At 48.1% G+C, this 26,928-nt stretch carries 18 protein-coding genes and 2 pseudogenes; 8 read left to right on the top strand and 12 right to left on the bottom strand.

The annotated features are described in order from the left end of the window. Positions 1-18: 18 nt before the first annotated feature. Complete coding sequence (locus KCG43_RS19585; RefSeq protein ID WP_218387032.1) at positions 19-1,665, bottom strand: GMC family oxidoreductase; 1,647 nt, start codon at positions 1,663-1,665, stop codon at positions 19-21. Between the two features lie 262 nt (positions 1,666-1,927). Here KCG43_RS19585 and KCG43_RS19580 point away from each other — a divergent pair, with 262 nt between their 5' ends. Next, positions 1,928-2,200 carry a hypothetical protein gene (locus KCG43_RS19580; RefSeq protein WP_192017208.1) on the top strand — a complete coding sequence of 91 codons (273 nt, stop codon included), beginning with the start codon at positions 1,928-1,930 and terminating at the stop codon, positions 2,198-2,200. Between the two features lie 287 nt (positions 2,201-2,487). Continuing rightward, positions 2,488-3,213 (top strand): PLAT/LH2 domain-containing protein, encoded by a 726-nt coding sequence (locus tag KCG43_RS19575; RefSeq protein WP_218387029.1) that lies wholly within the window; start codon positions 2,488-2,490, stop codon positions 3,211-3,213. Between the two features lie 91 nt (positions 3,214-3,304). On the opposite strand, the gene choV is transcribed toward KCG43_RS19575, so the two are convergent. The 6 genes from choV to betI all read right to left on the bottom strand — a co-directional run bounded on the left by choV (position 3,305) and on the right by betI (position 10,421). Beyond that, positions 3,305-4,513 carry a choline ABC transporter ATP-binding protein gene (choV, locus tag KCG43_RS19570; protein WP_218387026.1) on the bottom strand — a complete coding sequence of 403 codons (1,209 nt, stop codon included), beginning with the start codon at positions 4,511-4,513 and terminating at the stop codon, positions 3,305-3,307. A gap of 2 nt (positions 4,514-4,515) precedes the next feature. Further along, on the bottom strand, positions 4,516-5,364 hold the full coding sequence (choW, locus tag KCG43_RS19565) for a choline ABC transporter permease subunit (protein WP_192017205.1): 849 nt from the start codon (positions 5,362-5,364) through the stop codon (positions 4,516-4,518). A 68-nt stretch (positions 5,365-5,432) separates the two neighbouring features. After that, positions 5,433-6,377, bottom strand: coding sequence for a choline ABC transporter substrate-binding protein (locus tag KCG43_RS19560; protein WP_218387023.1), 945 nt, complete (start codon positions 6,375-6,377; stop codon positions 5,433-5,435). Positions 6,378-6,533: 156 nt separating this feature from the next. Next, positions 6,534-8,228 (bottom strand): choline dehydrogenase, encoded by a 1,695-nt coding sequence (gene betA / locus KCG43_RS19555; RefSeq protein WP_218387021.1) that lies wholly within the window; start codon positions 8,226-8,228, stop codon positions 6,534-6,536. A gap of 56 nt (positions 8,229-8,284) precedes the next feature. Further along, a complete protein-coding gene (gene betB / locus KCG43_RS19550; protein ID WP_218387018.1) occupies positions 8,285-9,745 on the bottom strand; it encodes a betaine-aldehyde dehydrogenase in 1,461 nt (486 codons plus the stop codon). 85 nt (positions 9,746-9,830) lie between these two features. Then, on the bottom strand, positions 9,831-10,421 hold the full coding sequence (gene betI / locus KCG43_RS19545) for a transcriptional regulator BetI (RefSeq protein WP_192017201.1): 591 nt from the start codon (positions 10,419-10,421) through the stop codon (positions 9,831-9,833). A gap of 357 nt (positions 10,422-10,778) precedes the next feature. Here betI and KCG43_RS19540 point away from each other — a divergent pair, with 357 nt between their 5' ends. Together KCG43_RS19540 and KCG43_RS19535 are read left to right on the top strand one after the other, a co-directional pair. Next, entirely contained in the window at positions 10,779-10,961 is a 183-nt protein-coding gene (locus KCG43_RS19540; protein ID WP_218387016.1) for a hypothetical protein, read from the top strand. A 207-nt stretch (positions 10,962-11,168) separates the two neighbouring features. Further along, positions 11,169-12,476: a cytochrome-c peroxidase gene (locus KCG43_RS19535; RefSeq protein WP_218387014.1), complete on the top strand. Its 1,308-nt coding sequence runs from the start codon at positions 11,169-11,171 to the stop codon at positions 12,474-12,476. Positions 12,477-12,502: 26 nt separating this feature from the next. Here KCG43_RS19535 and KCG43_RS19530 read toward each other — a convergent pair whose 3' ends face one another. The 5 genes from KCG43_RS19530 to KCG43_RS19510 form a co-directional block, all read right to left on the bottom strand. Continuing rightward, on the bottom strand, positions 12,503-13,126 hold the full coding sequence (locus KCG43_RS19530) for a site-specific integrase (protein WP_218387011.1): 624 nt from the start codon (positions 13,124-13,126) through the stop codon (positions 12,503-12,505). A 98-nt stretch (positions 13,127-13,224) separates the two neighbouring features. After that, positions 13,225-14,952 (bottom strand): aldehyde dehydrogenase family protein, encoded by a 1,728-nt coding sequence (locus tag KCG43_RS19525; RefSeq protein WP_218387009.1) that lies wholly within the window; start codon positions 14,950-14,952, stop codon positions 13,225-13,227. A gap of 13 nt (positions 14,953-14,965) precedes the next feature. Beyond that, positions 14,966-15,862 carry an SDR family oxidoreductase gene (locus KCG43_RS19520; protein ID WP_218387007.1) on the bottom strand — a complete coding sequence of 299 codons (897 nt, stop codon included), beginning with the start codon at positions 15,860-15,862 and terminating at the stop codon, positions 14,966-14,968. Between the two features lies 1 nt (position 15,863). Beyond that, entirely contained in the window at positions 15,864-17,066 is a 1,203-nt protein-coding gene (locus tag KCG43_RS19515; protein WP_218387005.1) for an FAD-dependent monooxygenase, read from the bottom strand. Continuing rightward, positions 17,063-24,226 carry a non-ribosomal peptide synthetase gene (locus KCG43_RS19510; RefSeq protein ID WP_218387003.1) on the bottom strand — a complete coding sequence of 2,388 codons (7,164 nt, stop codon included), beginning with the start codon at positions 24,224-24,226 and terminating at the stop codon, positions 17,063-17,065. Before KCG43_RS19510 ends, KCG43_RS19515 begins: the two co-directional genes overlap by 4 nt. Before the next feature lie 302 nt (positions 24,227-24,528). Here KCG43_RS19510 and KCG43_RS19505 point away from each other — a divergent pair, with 302 nt between their 5' ends. From KCG43_RS19505 to KCG43_RS19490, 4 genes and pseudogenes are all read left to right on the top strand, one after another. Next, entirely contained in the window at positions 24,529-25,209 is a 681-nt protein-coding gene (locus KCG43_RS19505; RefSeq protein ID WP_237795713.1) for a TetR/AcrR family transcriptional regulator, read from the top strand. Positions 25,210-25,309: 100 nt separating this feature from the next. Beyond that, positions 25,310-26,007, top strand: a pseudogene (locus KCG43_RS19500) (IS4 family transposase); the annotation flags it as partial. After that, a pseudogene (locus tag KCG43_RS19495) lies at positions 25,989-26,258 on the top strand (transposase); the annotation flags it as partial. The pseudogenes KCG43_RS19500 and KCG43_RS19495, both read left to right, overlap by 19 nt. Before the next feature lie 181 nt (positions 26,259-26,439). Continuing rightward, a complete protein-coding gene (locus tag KCG43_RS19490) occupies positions 26,440-26,778 on the top strand; it encodes a transposase (RefSeq protein WP_304622558.1) in 339 nt (112 codons plus the stop codon). Positions 26,779-26,928 lie beyond the last annotated feature (150 nt).

Raw genomic sequence — 26,928 nt, 5'->3', positions numbered from 1 at the left:
ATGCGGATGTGTTGCGCATTAAGCAGTGATGCTGTCTGTGTGATGTTGCTGCTGGTGGCTGGCTGGTCTGTTGAGTATCAGCTCAGCGGCTTTTTCTGCAATCGCGATAGTCGGCGCATTGGTATTACCGCTGATCAGGGTTGGCATCACAGAAGCGTCCACCACGCGCAAGCCTTTCACGCCATACACTTTGAGTTCGGTATCTACTACGGCCATCGCGTCATGACCCATTTTGCAGGTACCAACCGGGTGATAGACCAAACCTATGTGCTGTTTGATCTTGTCAAAGATTGCCTCATCGGTGTCTGCTTCAATGCCCGGATTCAGTTCTTCAGCCCGGTAGCCATCGAAAGCCGGCGCCGCCAGAATCTTACGTAACTGCCGAATGCCGTCGACCAGCACCTTTTTATCTTCCTCATGGGCGAAAAAGTTAAAATCAATGTCTGGTGCCATAGCAGGGTCTGCCGAACGGAGTTTTACCGTCCCGCTGCTTTTCGGGCGCAGTACACAGACGTGGCAGGAATAGCCATGCTGAGCCATCAGTTTCAAATCGCGGCCGCTGTCGTCAAACAGCAACGGCAACATATGCAGCTGGATATCAGGGCGATCCAAATCCTCCCGGGATTTGATAAATCCGCCCGCTTCAGTGATGGAATTGGACAGCTTGCCTTCCTTTTTCAGCACATATTTCAGTGTATCGGGAGTCATACGCAACAGGCCGCCGAGTGAAGCGGTGAAGCCGTCTTTTTTCTTACTTTTAACCAGTACGCAGGCATCGACATGCTCTTGCAGGTTTTCGCCGACGCCCGGTAAGTGGTGCTGGCAGTCAATGCCATGCGCTGCGAGGTGATCCTGGTTGCCGATACCCGACAGCATCAGCAGCTGTGGTGAATTGATGGCACCGCCACTGAGGATAACTTCCTGATCAGCATGGAAAGTGAGATCCTGCCCTTTATAGGCGAAGCTGACACCAATGGCCTTTTTATCTTCAATAACGACTTTTTTTACTGTCGCTTCCGTCATTACGGTCAGGTTTTTCCGTTCCATGGCCGGGTGCAGATAACCACGGGCAGCACCGCAGCGCTGGCCATTTTTAATCGTGCATTGGTAATAACCCACGCCTTCCTGAGCAGCGCCGTTGAAATCTGGATTGAATTTGAATCCGGCCTGCTGGCTGGCCTGAATAAAAGCTTCTGTGAGCGGATACTGGGCCTGACGGTCACTGACATGCAGTGGGCCACTGTCACCATGAAAGGCATCGGCTCCGCGCTCATTGCATTCGGATTTCTTGAAGTAAGGCAGCAGATCATCAAAGCCCCAGCCGGAATTGCCCAGTGCAGACCAATGGTCGTAATCCTCTTTTTGACCACGGACATAGAGCATACCGTTCACGGAAGAACTGCCGCCCAGCACTTTGCCTCGCGGTACGAAAACCGGTTGTCCGTTACGCAGTGCAGGATTGGACGTTGCGTTGTAGGCCCAGTTATATTTCCTGGAAAACATGAAATACGCGAAGGCACCAGGGGTACTGACAACGGGCGTTTTGTCCGATGGACCGGCTTCCAGCACCAGCACTGAGTATTTTCCATTGGCTGTTAAGCGGTTTGCCAGTACGCAGCCAGCAGAACCGGCACCGACAACAATATAATCATAACGAGATTTCATAGTGCCTCCTTGCAAGCAACTGCTGATATTTTATCAAACTGTTAACATTTTGCTTTTTGCTGAGGACGCCAAATCATTATCATCTGGTCGTTTTTATAAATTATGTCAAATTAATGAAAATTTATTACTTAAAAATCATTACTTTATAAGCAATCGCTTGCCTCTGGTACAGGATCACATTTCATAACATTTCCTGGCAATCAAAAGTGCAACATAGTGCATTAGCGATTAGGATCTTACTATCTGGTAAGCGGATTACCCTGTGGATAAGGATGTCACTGTGCTGAAAGCTGTCTCTGGGCTGATTGCTCTTTCGATGTGGATAATGCTCGCTGTTACCCCTGCGATGTTTGGTTTGTTACTCGCCGGGCCGGTTTGTTTGGTGATGGGGGAAGTCAATGGGGCAGTGGTGATGAGTTTCACTGCCATTGGCTTGATTGTCGGTGCGGTATGGGCGGAGAGAATCCGTTCTGGTGAAGGCCTGTCAGTATTTTGGAGTAAGCTGGTGGCTAGCCCTGAGTTGGATAGGTATTAATGGGTTCGTCTATGACGGGGTTATCAGCCGGAATGGATTTTGGTTGTGTAGCGAGGGTGAGAAATTGCCATGACAGCTTGGTTCCAGGTTGGAATGGTTAGTGGGGCTGGATGTATAGAATGACAGTCATTTATTTTTAAAATTAGCCTTTGCATTAAATAATGCGATAGATCGCAATATAGCCGAGTCATTATAAAATCAGTTGCATATATTAATCGTCTTTGCGCATACTGACTTTGGTTTTAATCAAAAACCTGAATTTTAACAGTTGGTAATTATAAGGATTAATGATGTCTTACGATTATGAAATAATCACTATTACTAATACTGATAGTGGCGATAATACTAAAAATCCGGTTTATGTGAAACTTCAGTCAACATCAGAAACAGGGCCTGAGAAAAAGTTATCCAGCGAGAACTTTAATCAAGGTGAATTGTTTTCAATAGTTTTGAATGGGCTAACGACAGGGAATGCGCCGTTAACGAACGAAGTCTTTCGGTTGGATGGTAAAGATGCATGGTCATTAAACAATACTTGGGTTACACGTATTAATGATGGTCAATGTTTTGCTGGTGGTGGCGCATGGTTGGACAATCATGCTTCTAAAACTGTCGGGCTTTCGCAGTATAATGGCGGGGATTCAACGCACCGGGATAAGGCAGATTCGAGTTTTATACTGACAATTAAAACTTCAAATGATGACCATGCAGGATCAAATAATGCTGTTTACATCAAGTTATTTGATTCTTATGGAAATGCATCGACACTCACGCATATTGATCAGCCTTTAAATGACTGGCAAACAGGAAAAACGGACACAGTTGAAGTAAAAGTGTCTGTTCCTTTAATCGGGCCGATCACCAGACTGATGCTGAATAAACCGGGCACACAAGGATGGAAGCCAGAGTCTATTTCAGTGAGGTCGAAAATTTATTCAGAACTGAGTACACATTTCACGATAAATTCTTGGTTGGATGGCGAGAAACGCTGGTGGTTTGGCGCTGCGGATTAAAATCATTCACCTCCAGTATATTGATAACAAAGCGCCCGGTTGATAGCCGGGCGTTTGCGTCCACTGAGACAGGTTGCCGATTCAGAGTGAATTACGCCAATTTCGCCTCAAAGTGTTTCCCCAATAAGGCGTGGTAGAAGTCCTGATCGGACAGCACGCCCACCAATTTATTTTTGTTCCCCTCTTTCTGCTCGGTCAGTAGCACAGGCTGTCCGGTACGGTAGCGGATTTCCAGCGCATCGCGCATTGAGATATCCGGACTGGCAGTGACAATATCAGTCTGAGACAGGCGGTCGAGATCGTCACCCTGGTGCCAGCTTTGCAGCGCCAGATCCTGATCCTGACGACGTGCCGCCAGTACTTCACCATCATCATTGGTATTGAGCCGGGTGCCTTCGTGACGGTTGAGGATCAGCATGTCTTCCAGGTTTTCCAGCGCGCTGGCCGGTGTCATCAGCGAGCGGCCACGCAGTACGTTAAGCGGGTTAGTGTGGGCGACGAAATCTTTGACATACTGAGTGTTAGGCTTCAGAACAATCTCTTCCGGCTTGCCGTGCTGGATCAGTTCACCGGATTCCATGATCGCGATGTTATTGCCGATTTTCAGCGCTTCATCCAGATCGTGGCTGACAAAGACGATGGTCTTATTCAGTTTGCGTTGCAAATCGAGCAACTCGTCTTGCAACTGACTGCGGATCAGCGGGTCCAGCGCCGAAAACGGTTCGTCCATCAGCAGAATATCGCTGTCCATGGTAAAGGCACGGGCCAGGCCGACACGTTGCTGCATCCCGCCTGACAGTTCGTGCGGCAGCTTGTCTTTCCATTCAGCCAGCCCTACCATTTCCAGTTTTTCCATCGCCCGGCGGCGGCGTTCAGATTTACTGATGCCCTGCATTTCCAGACCAAATGCTGCGTTATCCAGCACAGATAACCAGGGCATCAGGGCAAATTTCTGAAACACCATGGAAATACGCTCGGTACGCATGTGGCGCAGGCTAGTGGCATCGCAGCTGGCCAGATCGACCATGCCATCGCCGTCCTGTACTTCCAGCTTACCGCGCGAAACCGGGTTCAGGCCGTTGATGGCCCGAAGCAGACTGGATTTACCTGAGCCGGACAGGCCCATCAGGACACAAATCTCGCCTTGCTGTACGTTAAGACTGACGTTATTCACGCCGACCACATCGCCGGTTTCATCAATAATTTCCTGACGGCTTTTGCCCTGATCCAGCAGTGCCAGTGACTGCTCGGTATTTTTACCGAAGATGACGTCTAAGTTTTCAATTCGAATGGCAGTCATGTTCAGCCCTCCTGATTTTTGCTGGCCGGGGTTTTACACAGGCGGTCGAGAATAATAGCGACCAGTACAATCGCCAGACCTGCTTCAAAGCCCTGCGAAATGTTCACGGTATTCAGTGCGCGGATCACGGGTTTACCCAGGCCATCGGCACCCACCAGCGCGGCAATCACCACCATAGACAGAGACAGCATGATACATTGGGTAATACCCGCCATGATGTTTGGCATTGCCGCCGGCAGTTCTACTTTGAACAGCAGCTTGGAACGTGTCGCACCGAAGGCCTGACCTGCTTCGAGCAGTTCTTCCGGTACGCGGCTGATCCCCAGGTAGGTCAGTCGAATCGGAGCAGCAATGGCAAAAATAATGGTGGAAATTAAGCCCGGCACCACACCCAGACCGAACAGCACCAGGGTTGGGATCAGATATACAAAAGTCGGGATAGTCTGCATCAGATCAAGAATCGGCCGCATCAGGGTATAAAGCCACGGCCGGTGCGCTGCCATAATGCCGATGGGCACGCCAACCAGCACTGAAATTGAAGTGGCGGTCAGCACCAGTACAAAGGTTTCCAGCATTTCTTGCCAGTAGCCCAGATTGAGGATCAACAAGAGCGCGACCACCACAAAAGCGACCAGCGAAATACTGCGGTGCAGCGCCCAGGCCAGCAGCGCGGTGATCAGAATCGGCGCGGCAGGCGGCATCCATTTAAACACATCCACCAGCATCATGATCAGAGATTCCAGGCTGTAGGAGATGGCGTCGAAAAAGCCGGCCGCATTAAAAGTCAGCCAGTCGACCAGATTTGCCATCCATTCGCCCAGTGGGATCTTATGATCGGTAATAAAATTCACATTAACTCCTTAAAAGGGGTACAACAAAAGCGGCCGCAGGCGCCAGGTTCAGCACCTGCGGCAAATTATTAAATGTTCAGGTAATTCTTCACGGCGTCAGTGCCCTTGCTGCCGTCGAGAGCAGTCACGTCTTTCAGCCATTTATCCAGCACGGCCGGGTTGTCTTTCAGCCAGGCTTTCGCCGCTGCTGCTGGTTTTTTCTGATCGTTGAGAATGTCACCCATCAGGGTGTTTTCCATCTCCAGGCTGAATGTCAGGTTTTGCAGCAACTGGCCAACGTTCGGACAGGTTTGCAGGTAGTCTTTGCGAACATTGGTAAACACGCTGGCGCCGCCGTAGTTAGGGCCGAAGAAATCATCCCCGCCGTCCAGGTATTTCAGTTCGAAATTGTTGTTCATCGGGTGCGGTGCCCAGCCCAGGAAAACCACCCACTGGTCACGGTTCACGGCACGTTTCACCTGAGAAACCATGCCCGCTTCACTGGATTCCACCAGGCGGAAGTCTTCCAGTCCGAAGGCGTTCTGGTCGATCATGTCCTGAATCAGACGGTTGCCGTCGTTACCCGGTTCAATGCCGTAGATCCGGCCGCGGAATTTGTCTTCGAACTTCGCCAGATCGGCAAAGCTGTGCACGCCGGCATCGTAAACGTATTTCGGCACGGCCAGGGTGTATTTAGCGCCTTCGAGGTTGGCGCGAACAGTTTCAACGGTGCCATTGTCGCGGTATTTGGCAATGTCACCTTCCATGGTTGGCATCCAGTTGCCGAGGAAGATATCTATGTCACCATTGGCCATGGAAGAATATGTCACAGGTACAGACAGCAGCTGTGTTTTGGTGCTGTAACCCAGACCTTTCAGTACTTCGCTGGTCACGGCAGTGGTGGCAGTGATGTCGGTCCAGCCCACATCAGAGAAGTGCACCGTGTCGCATTGCGCAGCCATAACAGGCTGGGTACCGGCAGCAAAAAGTGTCGCAAATGCAGTGTACTTGATGGTTTTCTTGATTGTCGTCATGACGTGTCCTTTATCCATTTCGTTGCTGTTATTTAGCCTCGTGTTCGGCTGAGGCGTGAGTGGCAGGCCCGCCTGCTGACTGAAAACAGGCATGCAGTGGCCCTGTGGTGGTGGGTTTCACCACCACTAAAAGGTGCTGTTGTTCAACTTTGAGCGTTAGTTCGCGTCAGCAGCTTCAGGTTCTTTGCTGCGTTGCTGATCCTGCCAGTTGTCCGCAATCCAGACCGGCACATGCGCCGCGGGCAGGGCAGGTTTGCCCAGAATCTTATCGGCGGCTTTTTCTGCCACCATGATGGTTGGCGCGTTGAGGTTGCCGTTGGGAATAGTTGGGAAGACAGAGGAGTCGACTACTCGCAAACTGTCAATGCCACGCACCTGGCAGTCACTGTTCAATACCGCCATGGCATCCTCATCGCTGCCCATTTTGCAGGTGCAGGACGGGTGATAGGCACTTTCGACATTTTCACGAACCCAGGCATCAATGGCTTCATCACTCTGGATATTTTCGCCAGGCTGGATCTCCTGTCCTCGGTACGCCGACATTGCCGGTTGGGTCAGAATTTCACGGGTCAGGCGGATAGTATCGCGCCAGTCTTGCTTGTCCTGCTCGGTACTGATGTAGTTGAACTCAATACCCGGCTTGGCTTTCGGATCAGCAGACGTCACCCAGATTCGGCCGCGGCTCTGCGGTTTATTCGGGCCGACATGGACCTGAAAACCATGACCGTCGAAAGCGGCCTGACCGTCGTAACGCATCGCGGCTGGCAGGAAATGGTACTGCACATTGGGCCATTTCAGACCGGCACGCGAACGGATAAAAGCGCAGGACTCAAAGTGGTTAGTGGCACCCAGTCCGTCTTTGAACAGGATCCAGCGGGTACCGATCATGCCTTTGCTGATCAGGCCCAGCTTGCTGTTCAGGGTCACCGGCTCTTTACATGCGTACTGGAAATAGACTTCCAGGTGATCCTGCAGGTTTTCACCCACGCCCGGCAGGTCGTGTTTCACCTCAATACCTGCCTCTTCCAGCACGGCTTTCGGACCAATGCCCGACAGCTGCAGCAATTGCGGTGAGCCGACCGAACCGGCGGACAGAATCACTTCTTTTCTCGCCGTCGCTGTTTGCACCATACCGCTGCGTTCAAACTCAATACCGGTGGCTGTTTTGCCTTCCAGTACCACTTTGCGGCTTAACACACCCGTCAGTACGGTCAGATTGCCGCGTTTCATTGCCCGGCGCAGGTAAGCGTTCGAGGTAGAGGCCCGCACCCCCTGATCCACCGTCATGTGCATAGGGCCGAAACCTTCCTGCTGATAACCGTTGTAATCGTCTGTTGCCGGATAACCTGCTTGCTGACCGGCATCAATAAAGGCCTGATACAACGGATTGAGCGCCATATCATTACCGTTACAGGTGGCGACCGGGCCGTCTCCGCCGCGGTAGGCATCTTCACCGTCTTTCCATTTTTCAGCACGGCGGAAGTAGGGCAGACACTCACGGTAGCTCCAGCCTGCCGCGCCGTGTGCTTCCCATTCGTCGAAGTCGCAGGCGTGACCACGGACATACACCATGCCGTTGATCGATGAGCTGCCACCCAGCACTTTACCGCGCGGGCAGTGCAGCTGACGGCCATCCAGGCCAAATTCCGGCTGAGTCTCGAACTGCCAGGCATATTTATCGCTGTTCATCGGGTACGACAGCGCCGTTGGCATCTGAATAAAAATACTCTTGTCGCTGCCACCGGCTTCCAGCAGCAGCACCTGATGCTTGCCGCTTTCGGTCAGGCGGTCTGCCAGCACACAACCTGCTGAACCGGCACCGACAATGATGTAATCAAATTCTTGCTTCATGGCGTTCCCTTTACGTCTGTTCACTTTGGCTTGGCGTGTTTTTTCCACATACGTGGTTACTGGTAAGGGCATTCAAGATCACCCAGTTCAATCAGCACACTCTTGGTCTGGGTGTAATGATTCAGGGTGTCCGGACCGTTTTCGCGCCCGACACCAGAGTGCTTGTAACCGCCGACCGGCATTTCTGCCGGAGAACCGCCCCAGGTGTTGATCCAGCAGATACCGGCTTCAATGCGAGCGATCAGACGATGAGCGCGCGACAGATTCTGGGTAAAAATACCGGCTGCCAGGCCATAATCTGTATCGTTGGCACGGCGAATCACTTCGTCTTCATCACTGAAACGCAGCACAGACATTACAGGGCCAAAAATTTCTTCTTTGACCTGGGGCATGTCGTCGGTGCAGTCGGCGAAGATCGTCGGTGCAACAAAGTTACCTTTGTCCAGACCATTTGCTGTGACGCGTTCACCCCCCGCCAGCAGGCGGGCGCCGGACTGCTTGCCTGCTTCAATAAAGCCCAGCACTTTTTCCAGATGATCAGCAGAAATCAGGGCGCCAATCTGGGTATTGATATCGCTCGGGTCGCCGACTTTCAGCTTGGCGGTGCGCGCTGCCAGACGAGTCAGGAACTCGTCGTAAACCGCATCGTGAACAAACACTCGGGTGCCGTGCGTACACACTTCGCCCTGGGTGTAGAAGTTCGCCATCATGGCGGCTGACACAGCGTTATCCAGTTGGGCATCGTCAAACACGATCAGCGGTGATTTACCGCCCAGTTCCATAGTGACGTTTTTCAGGGTGCCGGCGGCATCGGCCATGACTTTTTTGCCCGTGCCACATTCACCGGTGAAGGACACTTTGGCGATTTCCGGGTGGCGTGACAGCATCTGGCCGACGCGATAATCACCCTGAACCACGTTGAACACACCGTCAGGGACACCGGCCAGGGTATAGATTTCAGCCAGCTTGAGTGCCGTCAGCGGGGTTTCTTCAGACGGCTTGAAAATCATGGCGTTACCTGCCGCCAGCGCAGGGGCAGACTTCCACATAGCAATCTGGATGGGATAGTTCCAGGCACCGATACCGGCACAAATGCCCAGCGGTTCGCGCCGGGTATAGAAGAACTGGCCGTGACCGAGATCCTGCTGCTGTCCGGCTAAGCTGGCTGCCAGACCGGCGTAGTATTCGATCACATCGGCACCTGTCGCAATATCAACTTCCAGCGCTTCCTGCAACGGTTTACCTGTGTCCTGAACTTCCAGTGCCGCCAGTTCGTCGTTACGTTCACGCAGCAGCGCGACCGCTTTCATCAGAATACGACCCCGTTCGGCACCACTCATGGCAGACCACTTGGCAAAGCCAGCTTTGGCAGATTCAATTGCACGCGCCATATCGGCTTCAGAGGCCTGGCCGATTTCAGCGATCACTTCACCGGTGGCCGGATTTCGGGTTGTGAAGTGTTCACCAGAAGTGGCTTGAATGGCTTGGCCGTGAATGTACAGGGATGTCTTGGTCATACTGTTTCTCTGCTCCTGAGTCGTGACTGATGGGGTTGCATCAGTCCCGAACAATGATGAGTGTCTGCTTGCTGGCACACTGTGATTAAAGATACGGTGCCAGTTGCTTTTCGAGGTAATCGGTAATAATGGACTGCGCCTGAGTCGGGCTGATACCGCCCGGTGTTAATGCTCCCCGCAACCAGATACCGTCAATCAATGCTGCTGTGCCCTGGGCGACAAACAAGGCTTTGTCAGCAGGCAGCACTTGCTTTAATTCATGGCGAAGGTGAGACAGCAGGCGCTTTTCGTTAACCCGCTGCAGGCGGTGAAGTTGCGGGTCGTGCATGGCCTGCGCCCAGAAGGACAGCCAGGTTTTGACGACTTTGTTGTCGACCTGATAGCTGTCGAAATTACCGGCGACAATGGCTTTGATCCGGCCCGGGACATCTTTCTTGTCAACGCTCGCCAGGTGTTCCATCACAGTATGCGAAAGCTGGCGCAGTACCGAACGCATGGTTTCTTCCAGCAGACCGTGTTTACCGCCAAAGTAGTGGTTGATGATACCCGGTGACACACCGGCTTTTCTGCTGATCAGTGCCACACTGGCCCCTGCCAGCCCCACTTCATCTATGGCTGCCATAGTGGCTTCCACCAGTTGTGGTTTTCGGATTTCCGGCATTCCTACTTTGGGCATGATCAGTCACCAATATTTTTAATTGAACGATTAATTAAAAATAAAATGACACATCGAATGATCTAAGTCAAAAAAATGTTTAGTGTTGTAATGTTTAGTTGTGTGATTGTTTTGAAGGGTTGCTTGCTAGCGGGTGACTGTAAGAATGAAGGTTTATGGCTGTTATGCAGTAAAACGGACACTTAAAAGATTGTCCGTTTTGTTCTGTTTTAAGGGTGAAATATGAGCAGAAATCGCCTTAAATTATTAGACTTCTGAATTATGTGGTTGCCATGGCAGCCTGCCAGAACTCAGCGGTTTTGAACCGCTGTGACGAGAAATTGAATATCATGCATTGGAAACCTCCAGTAGCGAACCTTGGCCGATGAGCCAATGGTGGTGAAGACCGCAGATGTTGTTGAGAGGATTGTGGTGAATAACCCGCTGTATCTGGTTGGGGGCACAGGCTGCGATGGTATTCAGGATTTTCTGTTCCATTTCTTCGCCAAGATGGGTGGTTGCTTCATCCAGGATCAGGATTGGCTTGCCTGTCCCGTCTGAGAAAGAAAAGCACTTGGACAGCATTGTCAAAAAAGTGATGTCTGACTGCAAAATACTTCAAGTACCGCGAAAACTACGGGACTTTGCGTCTTACTATTCAGAAACCCTTCCGCCATATCAACTGCTACTGTTTTCATTAGGCGGGACCTACACCGCCAGATCCTCGATGAATAACAACAAATGCAGTGGTTAGGCAGAGGTGTAACCATGAAGTACTCACATGTCTTTTTGCTGGCTGTGGCAATAACAGCACTCGCGGGATGTAATGATGACGATGAACCGACAAGCGGGGATAACTCACCCCCTGTTGTGGCTCCCGGTGACTCAGGCGGCGACGGTACACCTGGCAGTCCTGATGATGGCCCGGGCGATGTTGATCCTGATCCGGAACCTGATCCGGAACCCAGGGTGGATATCGATGGACTGCCATTACCCGATACCCAGTCCAGCCCGGATTATGAAACGTATGTGGCTGGCCAGCCTGGTTACTACACCAGTTTGTCCAGTACCGAATTTAATAACATTCGCTTTACCAGCGTGGCGACGGAAGACAATACGCCCAATGATAACGAATTGAACAATCCGGTAGCGAAACTGGGTCGGATTCTGTTTTATGATGTTCGTTTATCGGCCAATAACACTGTCTCATGTGCTTCCTGCCATCAGCAGGAGCATGGTTTCACCGACCCGGCGCAACTGAGCACAGGGTTTGATGGCGGGCACACAGGGCGCCATTCTATGGGGCTGACCAATTCCCGCTATTACGATCCCGGCCGTTTCTTCTGGGATGAACGGGCTGCAACGCTTGAGGAGCAGTCGGTAATGCCGATTCAGGATCCGGTAGAGATGGGCATGAACTTGTTTGATCTCGAAACCAAGCTGGGGCAGACCAGTTTTTATGGTCAGTTGTTTACCGAGGCTTTCGGCGATGAAGCCATCACCAGCCAGCGGATAGCCCTTGCGATGTCCCAGTTTATGCGGGCCATGGTGAGTTATGAGTCCAGGTTTGATCAGGCGGTTCAGGCAGAACTGAACAATGATCCAACGCCTGTGCTATCTGCTCAGGAACTCAGAGGGCTGGACTTGTTTGATTCTCTGAACTGCATTGATTGCCACACTACCACCGCCTTTGTGCTGGACAGAAATCACAACAATGGCTCAGTCAGCAATAATGACCCGGATCAGGGCGTAGGCGGCAATCTGGCCGGATTCTTCAAAACGGGATCCCTGCGCAATATCTCCGTTGGTGCCCCCTACTTCCACGATGGGCACTTGCCTGATTTGATGTCAGTGATTGAGTTCTACAACAGCGGTATCAATAACCACGCTAACCTCAGCCCCGATTTGAGAGACCGCACCGGACGACCCGTCAGAATGGGATTAAGCCAGGCGGACAAAGAAGCGCTGGTGGCTTTCCTTGAAACCCTGACCGATGACAGCTTCCTGAGTAATCCTATATTCAGTGATCCTTTCCCGCCAGAGGAAGCAGAGGAAAACAATCAATCGGGACCTTGATGTTTATCATTTCATGGGAATAAAGTTTAACTGAGAGTGATCTCCGAAATTTGCTTCATATTAAGCGGCTTACTTGAGAGAAGGCGGTTTGTCGTAGCAATATCTTTGTTACCTAAAAGATTGTGAATGACTTTTTTATCGACCTGATATTTAAGTTTGAGTGCTAATGTTCGTCGGCCAGAATCAATACTTGGAGATTGGATTCCTGCATCTTTAAGAATCACTTTGATTAATTGATTCAATGTCGGACAACTGAGGCTGATATGACCACGGCTCGTCTTTCGTGCAGATAGTTGAAAAGTGGTGCCGTTCGAACGAAGGAAGAAGGGCGCAGTAGGAGAAAAACAGCGGAAACAATTTCTATGATAGCCGTCTTTACGACGATTATTTACATAATTGACAATAAGTGTTTTGAGTTTTGGGTTTGTCAGGTAAATTTCTCGCTCAGCATTGCCTCTGACGATCATCTTCTCATGGATTTGGCCGGAAATTTCAATAATGTCTTGTACTTGAATTTGACAAATTTCGATAGTTCTCATTCCTGTACTTAAAAAGAACCCCATGAGGCATTGTGCCAAGGCTGGCTCATTGGAATGGCTTGCTGAGAGAAAAATTGCCTCAGTATTGGTGAGTTCAAGAGGGAGAGGCATCGCGTTTACACTCCTTATAATTACTATTGTTGGGTAGGAAAAATGATTGTTAAAAACAGGATGCCTGACCCTGTTTTAAGTCAGATTTACGGGGCATGCTAATAGGTTTGTCGCCGGGTTTCTGTCAGCCTGAATCGTGAGGAATAAAAGCTTGGCTCCCCATAGCCGGTATTTGCTGATGGATTTACACTACCACCATGAATATCAGTGAAGACTTCAGATTGACTCAGGAAATAGCTCCCTGAAAAGTTCACAGAAAGAATCGCTCCAATATCTGCAGCCATGTCAGTCATACTTTTCTCAATGTAAGGATCAGATGTGTAGAGCCCAACAGACAGGCATCCTGTCGTGGAAGCGAGAGCGCGGATACCTGTGTTTGCTTCAACTAATGTTTTTCCGAGTGCGATGAGCGTGATGGGGCCATCCGGAGGAAGCTTGGCTTGCTCCAGAGCAAGCTCTGTCGAAATCAATGCTGGGCTCCATATCTGTGCGTGATGATAAACCGGATGTGACATCCGACGTGCCTGACGTATAACTCTGCCGAATTCACCGTTGTTCGCTTTCGACAGTGCCGTTTCGCCATCATGGATGACAAGTGCGCCGAGAATATCTCCAGGCGTATCGGCTTGCTGTAGAATGATATCCATCATCTCGGAAAGATCTTGAATAAACGTTTCAGGAGGATGTTTTCCTTCAGGTGTCTGGATGCCGTCTGAGGGTATCCAGAGTACTCGTGGTGAAGTACATAACTGGGCTGAATATGAGCAAAGACCAAATGCAATATTGCGCAACATGCCTTTGTAATTGTTTGAAGAATGTAGAATTACGGGAGTAATTCCACTTTTTTGAAGAAATAACCGGGCATGTCTGGCATTCACTTCAAGCCACTGCCCCATATTTTCTCGCCCGGTGTAATCAATAATTCTTACCTCTGGGTTCATTGCCAACTCTTTAGCTATTTTGGCTTGCTGGCTGTCCGGTGTCAGGGTAATGATTGAAATGGGCAAACCGACTTCAGATAAAACTTCTCGCAGAATCTTTACGGTCAGAGCAAGTGGTAAAATAGCATCCGGGTGCGGTTTTACCAGAACCGGGTTGCCTGCCATCAAGGAAGCAAAGATTGCTGGGTAAGCATTCCAAGTGGGAACAATCCTGCCGCAGATCACTAGGCTGAGTCCGAGTGGACGAGTCATGAAGGTTCGTTGAAATCCCATCTCAGGTTCGTTACCAATATTGATCTTCCAGCAATTACTGGTTTCCAGTAGTTCCATTTCTCGAAACATGCGAGCAATAGATTCAATAGCTCGATACTGTGCATGGAGTGCATTTGCATGAAATCCCATTAAATAACTGTGGCCACTGGTATGGACTCCAGCCTCTGCGAAAATAAAACTGGCCTGATGAAGTCTGGCTACTGTTTCGAGTAATATTGCTGCCCGTTGCTTGACGGGAATATTGCCCCAAACGGATAAAGTTTCAGATGCATAGGTACACGCGACTTCTGGACGGATCACCGGATAGGCAATGTTCAGCGCAGGTCCGTAAGGTGAGCGTGTTTCAGTTACCCATTCTGAGATGTGTTCATGCATGGGGAGCTGAAAACGAGAGTTCAGCATGGATTCAAAAGAGAGCCTGCCATGTTCCTTTAGTTCTGGTAAGTAGTCTGCCAGATTATCTGAAAATGGTTGCCAGTGGATACCGTCGGCAATCGCTGCCAACGTGTCTTGAAGAAGTGAGTGGTGGGCTTGCCACCACTGATTTACGACTTCCTCTTTTAGCTTACCGGTCTCCCGGTAAGCTTTTTCATTCCTTTGAGATTGAGTCATGTATTCCCCGAACTCAGTTCATCAGTTCATCATGAAATTCTTGATGTCTCGGCATTGCAGCTGATAATTCTTCATCAAGCTCACGATCTTCTTGCGACCGAGCTTTGATTCGGAAATTTGTCGCATCCTCACCAACTGCATAACGGGTGTGGGGGTGTTCATCCGTTAAGGCTTTGTAGATGACATGTGCAAAATCTTCGGCAGTGGTCGGGCTTTGTTGAGCATGTACCGGGCTTGCCGCAAGAAACTCGTGGAATGAGCGACTGTAGATAAGTTTAAGTTGTTTCGGTGCTTGCTGGACAATGTCTTCACCGACGGCCTGAAACTTATCCCAGATAGGTGTATTGATAGCACCTGGTTGCACAACAATGACATCAATACCTGAATGATGAAGTTCGCGTCGAAGCGCATCACTAAAAGCTTCTTTTGCGAATTGGGCAATTGAATAGGCACCGAGGTAAGGTAAAGCAAGATTGCCTAAACCAGAGGTAATATTAATGACTCGCCCTTGGGTTTTCCGTAGCAAAGGCAGCACCTTCTGAGTCACGAGTAATTGACCGACGACATTCGTTTCCAACTGATTGCGAAGGTTATCAACCGGTAGCATTTCTAATGGAGATGGAACGCAGATTCCTGCGTTATTGACAACAGCCCAGAGGCGAGCTCCTTGCACAGACGAAATTTGAGAAACAGCGCACTCAATACTTTCAGCGCAAGTGACGTCCAGTTCTACATAATGCATGTTGGTATATGGTGATGGCGAAACCTTGGCTGTATCCCGTACTCCCGCAAATACGATGAATCCCTTATTTGCTAAATAATCAGCAGCCTGTGCACCCAGTCCGGTTGATGCACCAGTAACTAGGACGATTTTATCAGCGAACGTTTGGTTTAAAGTATGCGTTATCATATTACCCCCGGGTTTGTTCTGGTGTATTTGAGTTCAATTGACCAATACTGCCGGCTTTGAAAATCAGTGAGTTTTCTAAACTTCGTTTTAAGCTGGCTGATGGCGCAAATTGCAAAGAAAGATCCCTTTTCAGGCAGTGGAAAAAACGGTCATCTTGTTCTACTTCACTCAGTGTTCGAGAGGCGTTCACCAACATTTCAGCTCTCGGAATCCGAAGTGCCTCATATTGCCGTAGTGCTTGAACCGGATCTGAGTTTATGCTGAGGCTATGGCCCAGCACTGCGGCATCTTCAATGGCCATTCCTGCACCTTGCCCCAGACTGGTCAGCATTGGGTGGGCTGCATCTCCCAACAGAGTGACTCGACCTTTTCCCCAGTTTGCAGAAAATTGCCGGTCCTGAGCTGCAACGGAAATAATGTCTTCAACTGGCGTTTGAGAAATGATATCTCCAACAATTGCAGGCCAGCCATTATAAAAAGACATGATATCTTCAGTGTTACCGGTCCAGTTCCTTGCTTGTTCATTTTTCATATTGGCGGTTCCCCACCAATATACTTCGCCGTCTCCAACATCGATCAAACCGATACGCTTACCAGCCCCCCAGTAATGGCCAACATAGCCCGGTGTAATTTGCGGATGCTGATAACGGGTAATCGCTAACCAGCAAATATAATCTGCGGTTCTTACTGGTTGAGGGCCTTGAATGTATTCCCTGACAAAAGAATAAATGCCATCTGCTCCAACGAGCAGGTCGCATTGCTCAGTTCGGCCATCATCGAAGGAAATACTGACACAGTCAGTACCTTCATGGATTGCTGATACTCGGGCACCGACGTGGATACATCGTTCATCTAATTGTTGCAGCAGTGCCTGCTGCAACGCTTTTCGGGAGATACAGACACTGTCCGCACCATTGGCTGAAGAAATTTCAGGCAAAGGGAGCCTGCGGATCAATCGATCCCGGGTGCTTCTGATTTCAAAATGGCGGATGGGAGCACCGAAGTGCTCCAGATTCAGATTAATGCCTAAGGTTGACATGGCAACTGAGGCATTTGACATCACGGACAGGCCCGAACCTGCAGTTCTGAGAGCTGGTGCCTGCTCGTAAACTTCCACATTACAGCCAATTCTGCGCAGCGCAACTGCGGTGCTGAGGCCGCCGATTCCGGCTCCGATAATGATGACTTTTAATGGACGGTTCATGCTTCCTCCAGTTCATTTGCTACCAGTTTGCTGGCCGATTTTTCCATTTCACTCAAAATGACTTTCGCGACTTCTTCCACGTAAGGTTCCTCCATGATTTCCAAGTGATCGCCTGGAACATCAATGACATTCAGTTCACCGGTAGTTTTGTTTTCCCAGCCATTTTTTGGGTCACGGTATTCACTGCGGATAGCATCATGCATGGAGCGCAATACTTCCGGTAATGGGCGAGTGGCATGCAGTAAAGTCATGTCTACATCTGCGGTATATACTGCGTAGTCCGTGGCTGCTTTCCAGTTGGTTCTGTAAACCTCGAACAAACGCTGAACGACGGCCCGGGAACTTCCATGAGGAATAGCGCCTGTTGAAATCGCGTGTTCGGTGATGTATTCAAACCGTTCTTGCAGTGTGGTGATATGTTCAGGCACAAATTGCTCTGGCAGAGTGGCACCTTCATTGAGCCACAATAGTTCCCAGAAGAACCATCGCAGTAGGGCATCATCATTCGCACGACCTTGAGACTCAGTGTTCAAAGCGACAGTATCTAGGACGAACAGATCGTTGACTTCTTCGCCTTGCTCTCTGAGTTGTCGAGCCATTTCGAAAGACACAAATCCGCCATAAGACCATCCACCGATAGAATACGGGCCGTGAGGTTGAATTTCACGAATGGTTTTCAGGTAATTTTCTGCCTGTTCTTTGACGCTTGTCAGCGGAACAGAACCCGCATCCACACCATAAGCCTGCAAGGCGTAAAATGGCTGATCTTGCGGGAAATATTTCACAAGCCGCAGGTATGAAAGAACATTTCCTCCCATTGGGTGGACGAAAAATAGTGGACGTTTGTTCCCGGTCGTTCTCATTGGTACGAGCGGGCTGAACGTTGGCTGCGCATCTTTTTCCCGAACTCGGATAGCCAGTTGAGCAATCGTAGGATCACTGACAAATACAGACAGTGGAATATTAACGCCGAAATGTTTTTCAACCAGAACGACAAGACGCATTGCGGTCAGAGAGGTTCCGCCAATGTCAAACAGGTTCTGATGGACTGACAGTGAAGGAACCTTTAACAGCTCGGCTGCCATCTCACACAATGTACGTTCATAATTGTCACGGGGAGGTGTCTCTTCCACTGTTGTTGACTGGTGAAGTGACCGCATGTTTCTCAGAGCAGCATCATCTCGTTTACCGCTTGGTGTTTTGGGTAATTCTGATAGCCACTCAATCTGAGCAGGGATCATGTATTTGGGCAGTACTTCAGCTAAGTGTTGCTGAACACAAGCTTTCATTGTGTCATTGGGTTCGCCGACAAGAAATGCAGCCAAATAGTGGTCGTGATCTCCGCGTTGTTGTACTACAACGGCCACATCGCGAATCAGCTCTTCAGAATCAGGCGTATCTGCAATCGCCAGTTCAACTTCAGCTAGCTCCACCCGATAGCCACGAACCTTGATTTGTGCATCTTTTCGACCCAGGCAAATAATATTGCCATCAGTAAGCTCGACACCTAAATCACCGGTACGGTACAGCACGCTGTCATCCCCTGAAATCGCAACAAAACGTTCTGCGGTCAGAGCTTCCTGGCCGTAATAGCCAGCTGCCAATGGTGCGCCTCGCGCATAGATTTCACCGGTCTGACCCGGAGCAACTTCCTGAAGGTTGTCATTGAGAATGACAACATCACAATGCGCAATTGCTTGTCCGATTGGTGGTAGTGCTGGGAAATCTTTCGCCTCACCTGTCATGCTGTAAGAAGTAATGACATGGGTCTCAGTTGGGCCATATTGATTTTCAAGAATTCCGCCTTTTAATTGACCGATAAAAGCGCGGATATCTTCGGTAACTCTGAGTTGTTCACCAGAAGAAATTACGACTTTCAGGGCGTTTGGATACAGATTTAGTGCAACCGCAGTTTCTGAAAGCTGCTGAAGTGCAACATACGGGAGATAAATACGTTCCACCGAGAATTGTTCAATCTTACGAAGTAGCTGAACTGGATCACGGCGCTCCGCCTCGCTAATCAGGATGAGTTCCCCTCCAGACGTCAGGGTGGCAAAAATTTCCTGGAAAGATACGTCAAAGCTCAGTGGCGCATATTGAAGTGTTGAATGAACGCCTTGCCCTGTCATGCTTTTATTCTGCCAGGCAACGAGGTTTGCCAGACTTCGGTGAGGCATTGCAACACCTTTGGGCTGGCCGGTCGAACCAGAAGTAAACAGTAGGTATGCCAGTTGTGTTGGCTTGATGTTCGAATCTTCGAAAGTCGACTCGACATTACAAAGTTCTCGGACACTGATGACTTTTGACTGCTCAGCGGCAGCGGGTTGTTCTGCGGAGTCTTCGATAATCACAACAGATGGCTTCGCTTGTGTCAGCATAGCTTCAATGCGATGTGGCGGATAACTCAGGTCCAGTGGTAAACAACCTGCACCTGCTCTCATGATTCCGAGTAGAGTTGCAATCATTTGAGGCGAGCGTTCCAGAGCTACAGCAACGGGACGATTCGGTTGTGTGCCGTGAGCAGTAAGACCCGCTGCAATTTGCCCTGATTTTTTCCATAGCTGCTCATAGGTCCAATGCTGATCCTGGTAACTTAAAGCAATAGCATCAGGGTTTGAACGCATTTGATGAGCAATGTCTGACACCACTGAAGCAAAGGCCGGTGATGCCTCATCAATGGTTGCTGGCTCTAATGCACGGCTTAACGTAGCTGGCTGATTCAGATCAGATACGATGTGATTCAGGATAGCCAAGTAGGCTTTCATGTAAGTTTCTGCCTGAAGGCGGGAGAATACAGATCCATCAAAATCACAACGCAGCTGTGTGCGTTCCGTTGTGAAATCCTTCATCACATTTAAAAGAAGCTCAAAGTTAGTTTCTTCCCATGGGTCAAAAGATTCAAGTGACAAAGCATCTGTATTCAATACATCTTTGAGAACATGAAAGTGAATGTAGTTAAATGCAGTGCTGATTTTAGCACCTTCACCTGCGATGGACTGAATTGTACTGAGTGGATAGCGTCGGAATGGTGCATGATCCTGCTCAGCTTGGAATACAGTATGGATACACTCTTTCCATGTTTTTCCTTTGGCCGAAAAGCGAACAGGTAATGTATTGAGGAACAATCCCAGCATATTTTCGGAGCCATCTACATCCGGCCGCCCGTGAGTCACTAACCCGGTCGCAATGCTGTCTTGCCCAGAGATCATTTCTATCGTTAGGCAATGTGCTGCAAAATATATCGATTTTGCAGAAATATTCTCTTGTTTCACAATGTTTTTCAGGTTGTTTTCAGTTGTCTCAGGAACCCAAAGTTTCTGCGTGAAGATACCGTCTACCGGGTAGCTTTCGTACATTCTGAGGTTTGGTAACTGGGTTCTTGACTGGCCATCAAATCTGGATTTCCAGAAAGTATGGCTTTCGGCATGCTGCATGGTTGCTATTTCATCTCGGACATATAGTGCCGGAGAAGGCAGTAATTCCTCAGGGTATAGCCCATCATTCTGATACCGTGAGAAGAGTTCTTTCAGAAGATTTGCTACGCTGCCGCCATCCAAAACTGCATGATGGAAGCTAAGCACCATTTCAATAGCCTCAGCTGTCCGGAATAGACCGATGTGATAAAGCGGTGCTTGATCAAATTTGTAGTCAAACCGGGTTTTCTTACGCATATATGAACAGATCATTTGTTCGACTTCATGGGGATCGAATATGCGTAGATCGCTGATATCCAGCACGTCATCTATATTGACTTCATGACGAATCACCTGCAAGGGGGCACTGAAATCAGCCAGATTAAAGTGAGAACGCAGTGCAGGATGCTTTTGGATGACTGATGCCAGACATTGACGGAAGAGCGCAGGCTCCCAGGTTCCCTTCAATGTGTAGCGAAATACATCTTTATATGTTGCTGAGTTCCGGCTTTGCTGACTGTGGAAGATCAAGCCAAGCTGAAGCTGAGTCGCGGGGAATGCATCTTCATATTCTGTAAGGCGTGCGCGCTCTTCTTCCCGAATGAGTTCGAAAGGGCGAAGCGCCATAGAAATGGAAGTGCGTTCATTTTGATCTAAATGCTTTGCCAATGCTGCAATCGTGAGATGCTGTGAAAGTTCAGTCAGACTGGTTGGCATGCCAGCTTTTTCTAACTCGGAACGGACTTTCAGCATCAGGATTGAATCTCCGCCGAGGGCGTAGAAGTTATCATTTGTGCTGGGGGCTGGCAGCTTCAGGATGTTTTGCCAAATATTCGCTAACTGACTTTCAGTTGCTGTTTTTGGCGTTTGATGATGCTCAGCTTTATTTGCAATCGCCATCGCACTTAGTGCGCGCCGATCCGCTTTTCCGTTCGGTGTCACTGGAATATGGGAAACGGCGATAAACTTCGAAGGCACCATAAATTCTGGCAAAAAGCCTTCTAAATGTGTCCGTAGATCATTGTCTTCAAATGTTTGACCATCGGTGACGTAATAAGCACATAGATGGAAATTGTCACTTGCATTTTTTTCCGGGATGACTTCGGCTGAAGAAATGCCCTCGATCTGCGTCAGTGTGTTTTGGATTTCTCCAAGCTCAATCCGATTGCCTCGAATTTTAACTTGGTTGTCAATACGGCCTAAATATTCAATGCTGCCATCAGACATCCAGCGAGCAAGATCCCCGGTTTTGTACCAGCGCTTACCTTCATCAGAAATGAATTTTTCTGCGGTCAGTTCGGGCTTATTGTGGTACCCCCGGGCAAGACCAATGCCTCCGATTTGGAGTTCACCTGCCACACCAACAGGCTGACGCATACCATGGTGCGATATAATACGTAACTGTGTATTCTGTATTGGATAACCAATTGGCACACAATCGACTCTGTCGTTTTGCGTTTCGGGCAAGAATTCAAAATAAGAAACATCAACGGTAGCTTCAGTTGGACCATAAAGATTAATTAATGCTGGTGCCTGGTTTCCTAATGCGCTAAAAACCTGACGGAATTGATTTACGCGAGCAGGTGGTAACGCTTCACCGCTGGTAAATACGCGACGTAAACTAGATAGCTCTGAAATTAATTCAGGTTTTGCTTCAAGTATTTCCAGGAATGGCTGCAACATTGAGGGGACGAAATGAAGGGTCGTTACCTTCTGCGTTCGGATTGCGTTGATGATTTCTTTCGGATCTTTGTGTGCGCCAGGAGGCAGCAATGCAACAGATGCTCCAGTAATTGACCACCAGAATAATTCCCAAACTGAAACATCAAAGGAAATTGGTGTTTTTTGCAAAATAACGTCAGTTTCATCCAGAGGATAACGTTCTTGCATCCACTCAATTCGGTTGATTACGGAACGATGTTCGATCATGACACCTTTCGGTTGGCCGGTTGAGCCAGAGGTATAAATCATATACGCCAGACTGTCAGGGTTTAATGAGGTTTCGGCTGATGAATCAGGTGTATCGGTTAAGTTGTTTCCATTGATAATGGTAAAGTTTCCAGAAACCTTATTGATATAATCTGTGTCGGCAATGATGACATTGACACCACTGTCTTGCAGCATGAATTCAATTCGCTCTGCTGGATATCCTGGATCGATTGGTAAGTAAGCTGCGCCTGCTTTTTGCGTACCAAATATTGCAGTCAGCATATCAGGGCTTCTGTCCATTAAAATGGCGACCATATCGCCTTTACGGACTTGATGATGAACAAGTACTGAGGTCATTGCTTGAACACGATTTTGGTAGTCTTTGTACGTCAGACCAGGATGATTACCTATCGAATGGACAGCGATTGCATCTCCATTTTTTCGAGCCTGCATGTCAAATAGAGATGGCAGTGTTTCATTAGATGAAAATGAAATTTCTGGCCCTTGTTCAAAATTGAATAATTGATTTTGCTCACTTTCTGTGAAGATATTGGTGCCAGAGATTTTTTGTTCTGGTTTTTTGATCACCTCATCCACAAGCCGGCATAATGACTGTGTCATTTTTTCGAATGTGTAATCCTGATCGAAAATATCAACAGATGCACTTATATCAACAACAACATCGTCGTATTCTCCGTACGTGTTCATATGGATTGCAATAGCATCATTGTCATGTGCGATAGCGAAGTTATTGGTATTTTCTATGTTATTTTTGAACAGCTTACCGGCCGGTAAGCGATTGTATGAGACTGTGACGTCAAAACGCTTGCGGATATCAGAACCTAAAGCATTCAGTAATTGACTGAGCGGAATATGTTCATACTTCTTCAATGTTGTTGTATCTGTTTTGATTCGTGCTGCAAGATCACGGAAGGTGTCATCAGCACCTGCCGAGATCGCAAGAGGAAGCGTGTTTGCCCATTGGCCAACAGTATTAAGGCGATTTTTACGGTTATTGAAAGGTACACCGACAGTAAATTGCTCCTGATTATGCACTCTGGAAAGTAGTACTACTACAGCAGACATTACGACTTGGTAAGGCGTCATTCCTTGTCTTAAAGCATCTGTAATGTCCTGCTTCTTTAGAATATGACGGAAGCGTAATCGATCGGTTGTTGGCTCTGTTGAATGTTTGCGATTAAACAGAATGGGATCGCATTTGTTCACGATTTCTGCAAGTTCAGATGTTTGAGTACCAACAACAGCGGATGATAATTCTTTCTGGCTTGCTGTCACTGCTGAGATATATTCAGCAGTATTATCAAAACTGGTTTCTTTTTCGGTGGATTGTTGCAAGAAACGCTGAATGATTTTGTCAGCAATTAAATTAATTCCTGAACCATCACAAACAATATGATGCCCCCGAAGTAACAGACCCATTTGACCTTGTGGCAAACCGGTCAATACGGCTGCTTCAATGTACGGGCCATCTTTTAAATCAAAAACCTGTTTCGACCATGTGTCGAAACAGGATGTCATTGAGTTTCCTTCGGCATTCAGTTCCTGCAAGTGAACGTTACCCTTGGGAAGAATCTGCTGATAGAGCTCTCCACCAGCCTCAACGATACTTAACCTGCTTGTCAAATCCTGCTGAATAACATCATAAATACTCGTTGTCAGAAGCGAACTGTCAAAATTTTCCGGCAGCATTTTTGCGACTGCAAGCGTGAACTGATTACTTAGCGGGCTTTTCTGTGATTCGAAATAAATGTCCCTTTGGTAACGTGTTAAAGGGATCACCTTGTTTTCACCGTTCATTTCCTTTCCTTAGTATCAATTAATTCAATCACTTGCATTGCAATTTGTTGCAACTCAAGGCGTAAAAAGTTATAAAAACCTTTTTTATCAGGTAATTAAACTGATTGTCATAGTGAACTTATTGTTCCGTCTCACTACAGAGCGGTTTCATATGATGCTAGAAAGATGTCATCTCGTGACACTTTTTGTCAAGTGACTTTTTTCGTTTTTATACTTCTATCTCCTATTACACTTTTTATTCATGTGACATAATTAGCCTGGAAGTAAGATTTAGGGGGATTGCCCTTAATAAGGAAATGTCTATGGCTGATGAAAAGAAAATGTCTGTAGTGCAAGACATCACTGAAGAAATAGCTCCAGCGCCACTTGGGCGACGTGAAAGAAAAAAGCAACAAATGCGTGATTCTTTGATCAAGGCTGCATATGAACTTTTTGAGTCAAAAGGATTTGATGACACTCGAATTGAAGATATTACTGAACAGGTTGATGTCTCTGTCAGAACGTTTTTTCGTTACTTTTCTTCAAAGGAAGATGTCTTACTTGATTATCAGGAAGAAGAGCATAGGGAGCTTCTCTCACAACTGCAGGCCAGACCTGAACATGAGCCTGCGATAACTGCTCTGAAGCATGCAGCTGTACAGGCCGTGAGAGGGTGTGAAAATTGTGCGTACGGTTTTGATGCGGATAGGTTTATTAACTTGCAGAACCTGCTGCGCAATAATCCAGTGGTGAGAGCACATAACCTGGCAAAAGGTCAGGATAGAACGAAAGATATTACTAAGCTTTTAGCGGACAGGATGGGAAATGACCCTGATTTGGATATTCGTCCGGCCATCGCCGCTAATTCTCTTGAACTGGCTTATCACAGTGCCTATCAGCTTTGGAAAAAGAGAAAGTACTGTGATAAACCATATTCAGAACTATTATCAGAAGTTTTTACTATTATTGAGGAGGGTGTTAACTTTCCTTCGAAGAAGTCATAACAAAAAACACATAGGTATGCAATGCCGATCGTTTTAAGTCATTGAACGATCCTGCGTAGGCTTCATAATCGGTCTCAACTTTGTTGAGGCCGATTTTTTTATGTCTGAATTTTCTAAAGAACTGCATATCACCGCTGAGTTCTGCCAAGACCACCATATCAATACTTTTGCTAAGCACATTCCCTTAGAGTGGGTAGAAGAAGCTGTTCAACAGACAGGGCGAGCTTCTGTTCGTAAACGACGTTTCCCAGCCGAGCAGGCTGTGTGGCTGGTATTGGGGATTGGATTACTTAGAAATCGCTCTATTCAGAACGTTTGCGACAAACTTGAACTCGCCTTTCCGGACTCGAAAGGAGAGCTACCGCCTTTAGCGACAAGCAGTATCATCAAGGGAAAAGAAAAACTCGGAGCCAAGCCAATGCAGTATTTATTCAAACACACTGCCGCACAATGGGAAAAGCAGTGTGAATTTGACCAAGTCTGCGGGCTTAAAGTGCTCAGTGTAGATGGCACCTATTTTAAGACCTATGAGACACCGAGCAATCAGGTGTTTGGGTATGCTCAAAAGTCGGCCTCCTTCCCCTCAGTCCTGGCTGTAACACTGATGTCGACCAGAAACCACATACTGTCAGATGCGGCCTTTGGTCCTGTAACCAATAGTGAAATTTCCTACGCACAACAACTTATCGGCTCGGCACCAGAAGATGCACTCACGTTATTTGACCGGGGGTTTATGTCAGCAGAGCTCTTTATGAGCTGCCAGGGAACCGGCCAAACACGCACTGGCTAACTCCCATAAACTTCTCGGGCATTATATTCGTCAGCATTGGCGCATAGAGAACAGGCAGAATTATGTGTTAGATGTTGTTTTCAAAGAAGATAGCTCACGAGTAACCCTGGATGGTGCGGTTGAAAATATAGCGCTGTTCAGGCGTTTTGTGATGAACATACTAAAACAGTGTGACTGTGGCGCACCAAACCAGAAAATAAAACTGAAAAAGGCAGCTTGGAGCGATGATTATCGGACAAGAGTTTTCTTCGGGTTATGAAAGTGAGTAAGGTATGCTCCACCTTGCATAAAGTGTATTAGTTCTGACTAGATCTGACACTTCAATTTGAAATGAAGAGAGTTACCCACTTTGATTAAAGGTGCTGAATCCGTAATCAAAGACAATAAGAGGTAACTCTCATGCTTCATACTAGCAATCCAATCATTAAACACAAAGCTGGCTGTCCACTTCTTGTCTGTGTCCAAAGCAGTATGCACTCAAAGAGCTCGTTGAAGTCTATTGGCAGCGTTGGGAAATTGAACGTGGTTACGGTGAGTTAAAACAGTATCAATTACAGAATAAACCGCTTTTGAGTAGTTTAAAAAGCGAAGGTATCTATCAGGAACTTTGGGGAATTCTAGTTTCTTACAATATCGTACGTTTAGAAATGACCGAGATGGCCAGAGATCATAGCGTAGAACCGTTAAGAATAATCTTCATCAATGCATTGTATTTAATGCAAGATGAGTTTGTTTGGGCGGATGGCCGGACACAGGGCAAGATCACGAACGTTTTTTGAACAAAATAGATCAGTTTGACGATCAGGGCTGGCTGTGATCATATACTCCCTTTTTACGGGAGTTCCTGATGCATATCGATGCTTTTTCTCAATTCTTTTCAGTTATTCAAGACCCACGGCAGTCAGCAAAAATATCGTACCCACTGTTCG

The organism is Photobacterium sp. WH24 (assembly GCF_019204055.1).
GTDB classification, from domain to species: Bacteria; Pseudomonadota; Gammaproteobacteria; order Enterobacterales; family Vibrionaceae; genus Photobacterium; species Photobacterium arenosum.
Note: the sequence above shows the minus strand (reverse complement) of the source record. Positions and strands in the feature narration are given on the sequence as shown.

Bases quoted from the DNA above. Each gene is read 5' to 3' on its own strand.
- KCG43_RS19510 (WP_218387003.1), bottom strand. From the start codon at position 24,226: ATGAACGGTGAAAACAAGGTGATCCCTTTAACACGTTACCAAAGGGAC.
- betI (WP_192017201.1), bottom strand. From the start codon at position 10,421: ATGCCCAAAGTAGGAATGCCGGAAATCCGAAAACCACAACTGGTGGAA.
- KCG43_RS19505 (WP_237795713.1), top strand. From the start codon at position 24,529: ATGGCTGATGAAAAGAAAATGTCTGTAGTGCAAGACATCACTGAAGAA.
- KCG43_RS19585 (WP_218387032.1), bottom strand. From the start codon at position 1,665: ATGAAATCTCGTTATGATTATATTGTTGTCGGTGCCGGTTCTGCTGGC.
- KCG43_RS19520 (WP_218387007.1), bottom strand. From the start codon at position 15,862: ATGATAACGCATACTTTAAACCAAACGTTCGCTGATAAAATCGTCCTA.
- choV (WP_218387026.1), bottom strand. From the start codon at position 4,513: ATGACTGCCATTCGAATTGAAAACTTAGACGTCATCTTCGGTAAAAAT.
- KCG43_RS19560 (WP_218387023.1), bottom strand. From the start codon at position 6,377: ATGACGACAATCAAGAAAACCATCAAGTACACTGCATTTGCGACACTT.
- KCG43_RS19575 (WP_218387029.1), top strand. From the start codon at position 2,488: ATGATGTCTTACGATTATGAAATAATCACTATTACTAATACTGATAGT.
- betA (WP_218387021.1), bottom strand. From the start codon at position 8,228: ATGAAGCAAGAATTTGATTACATCATTGTCGGTGCCGGTTCAGCAGGT.
- KCG43_RS19525 (WP_218387009.1), bottom strand. From the start codon at position 14,952: ATGACTCAATCTCAAAGGAATGAAAAAGCTTACCGGGAGACCGGTAAG.
- KCG43_RS19530 (WP_218387011.1), bottom strand. From the start codon at position 13,126: ATGCCTCTCCCTCTTGAACTCACCAATACTGAGGCAATTTTTCTCTCA.
- betB (WP_218387018.1), bottom strand. From the start codon at position 9,745: ATGACCAAGACATCCCTGTACATTCACGGCCAAGCCATTCAAGCCACT.
- KCG43_RS19515 (WP_218387005.1), bottom strand. From the start codon at position 17,066: ATGAACCGTCCATTAAAAGTCATCATTATCGGAGCCGGAATCGGCGGC.
- KCG43_RS19535 (WP_218387014.1), top strand. From the start codon at position 11,169: ATGAAGTACTCACATGTCTTTTTGCTGGCTGTGGCAATAACAGCACTC.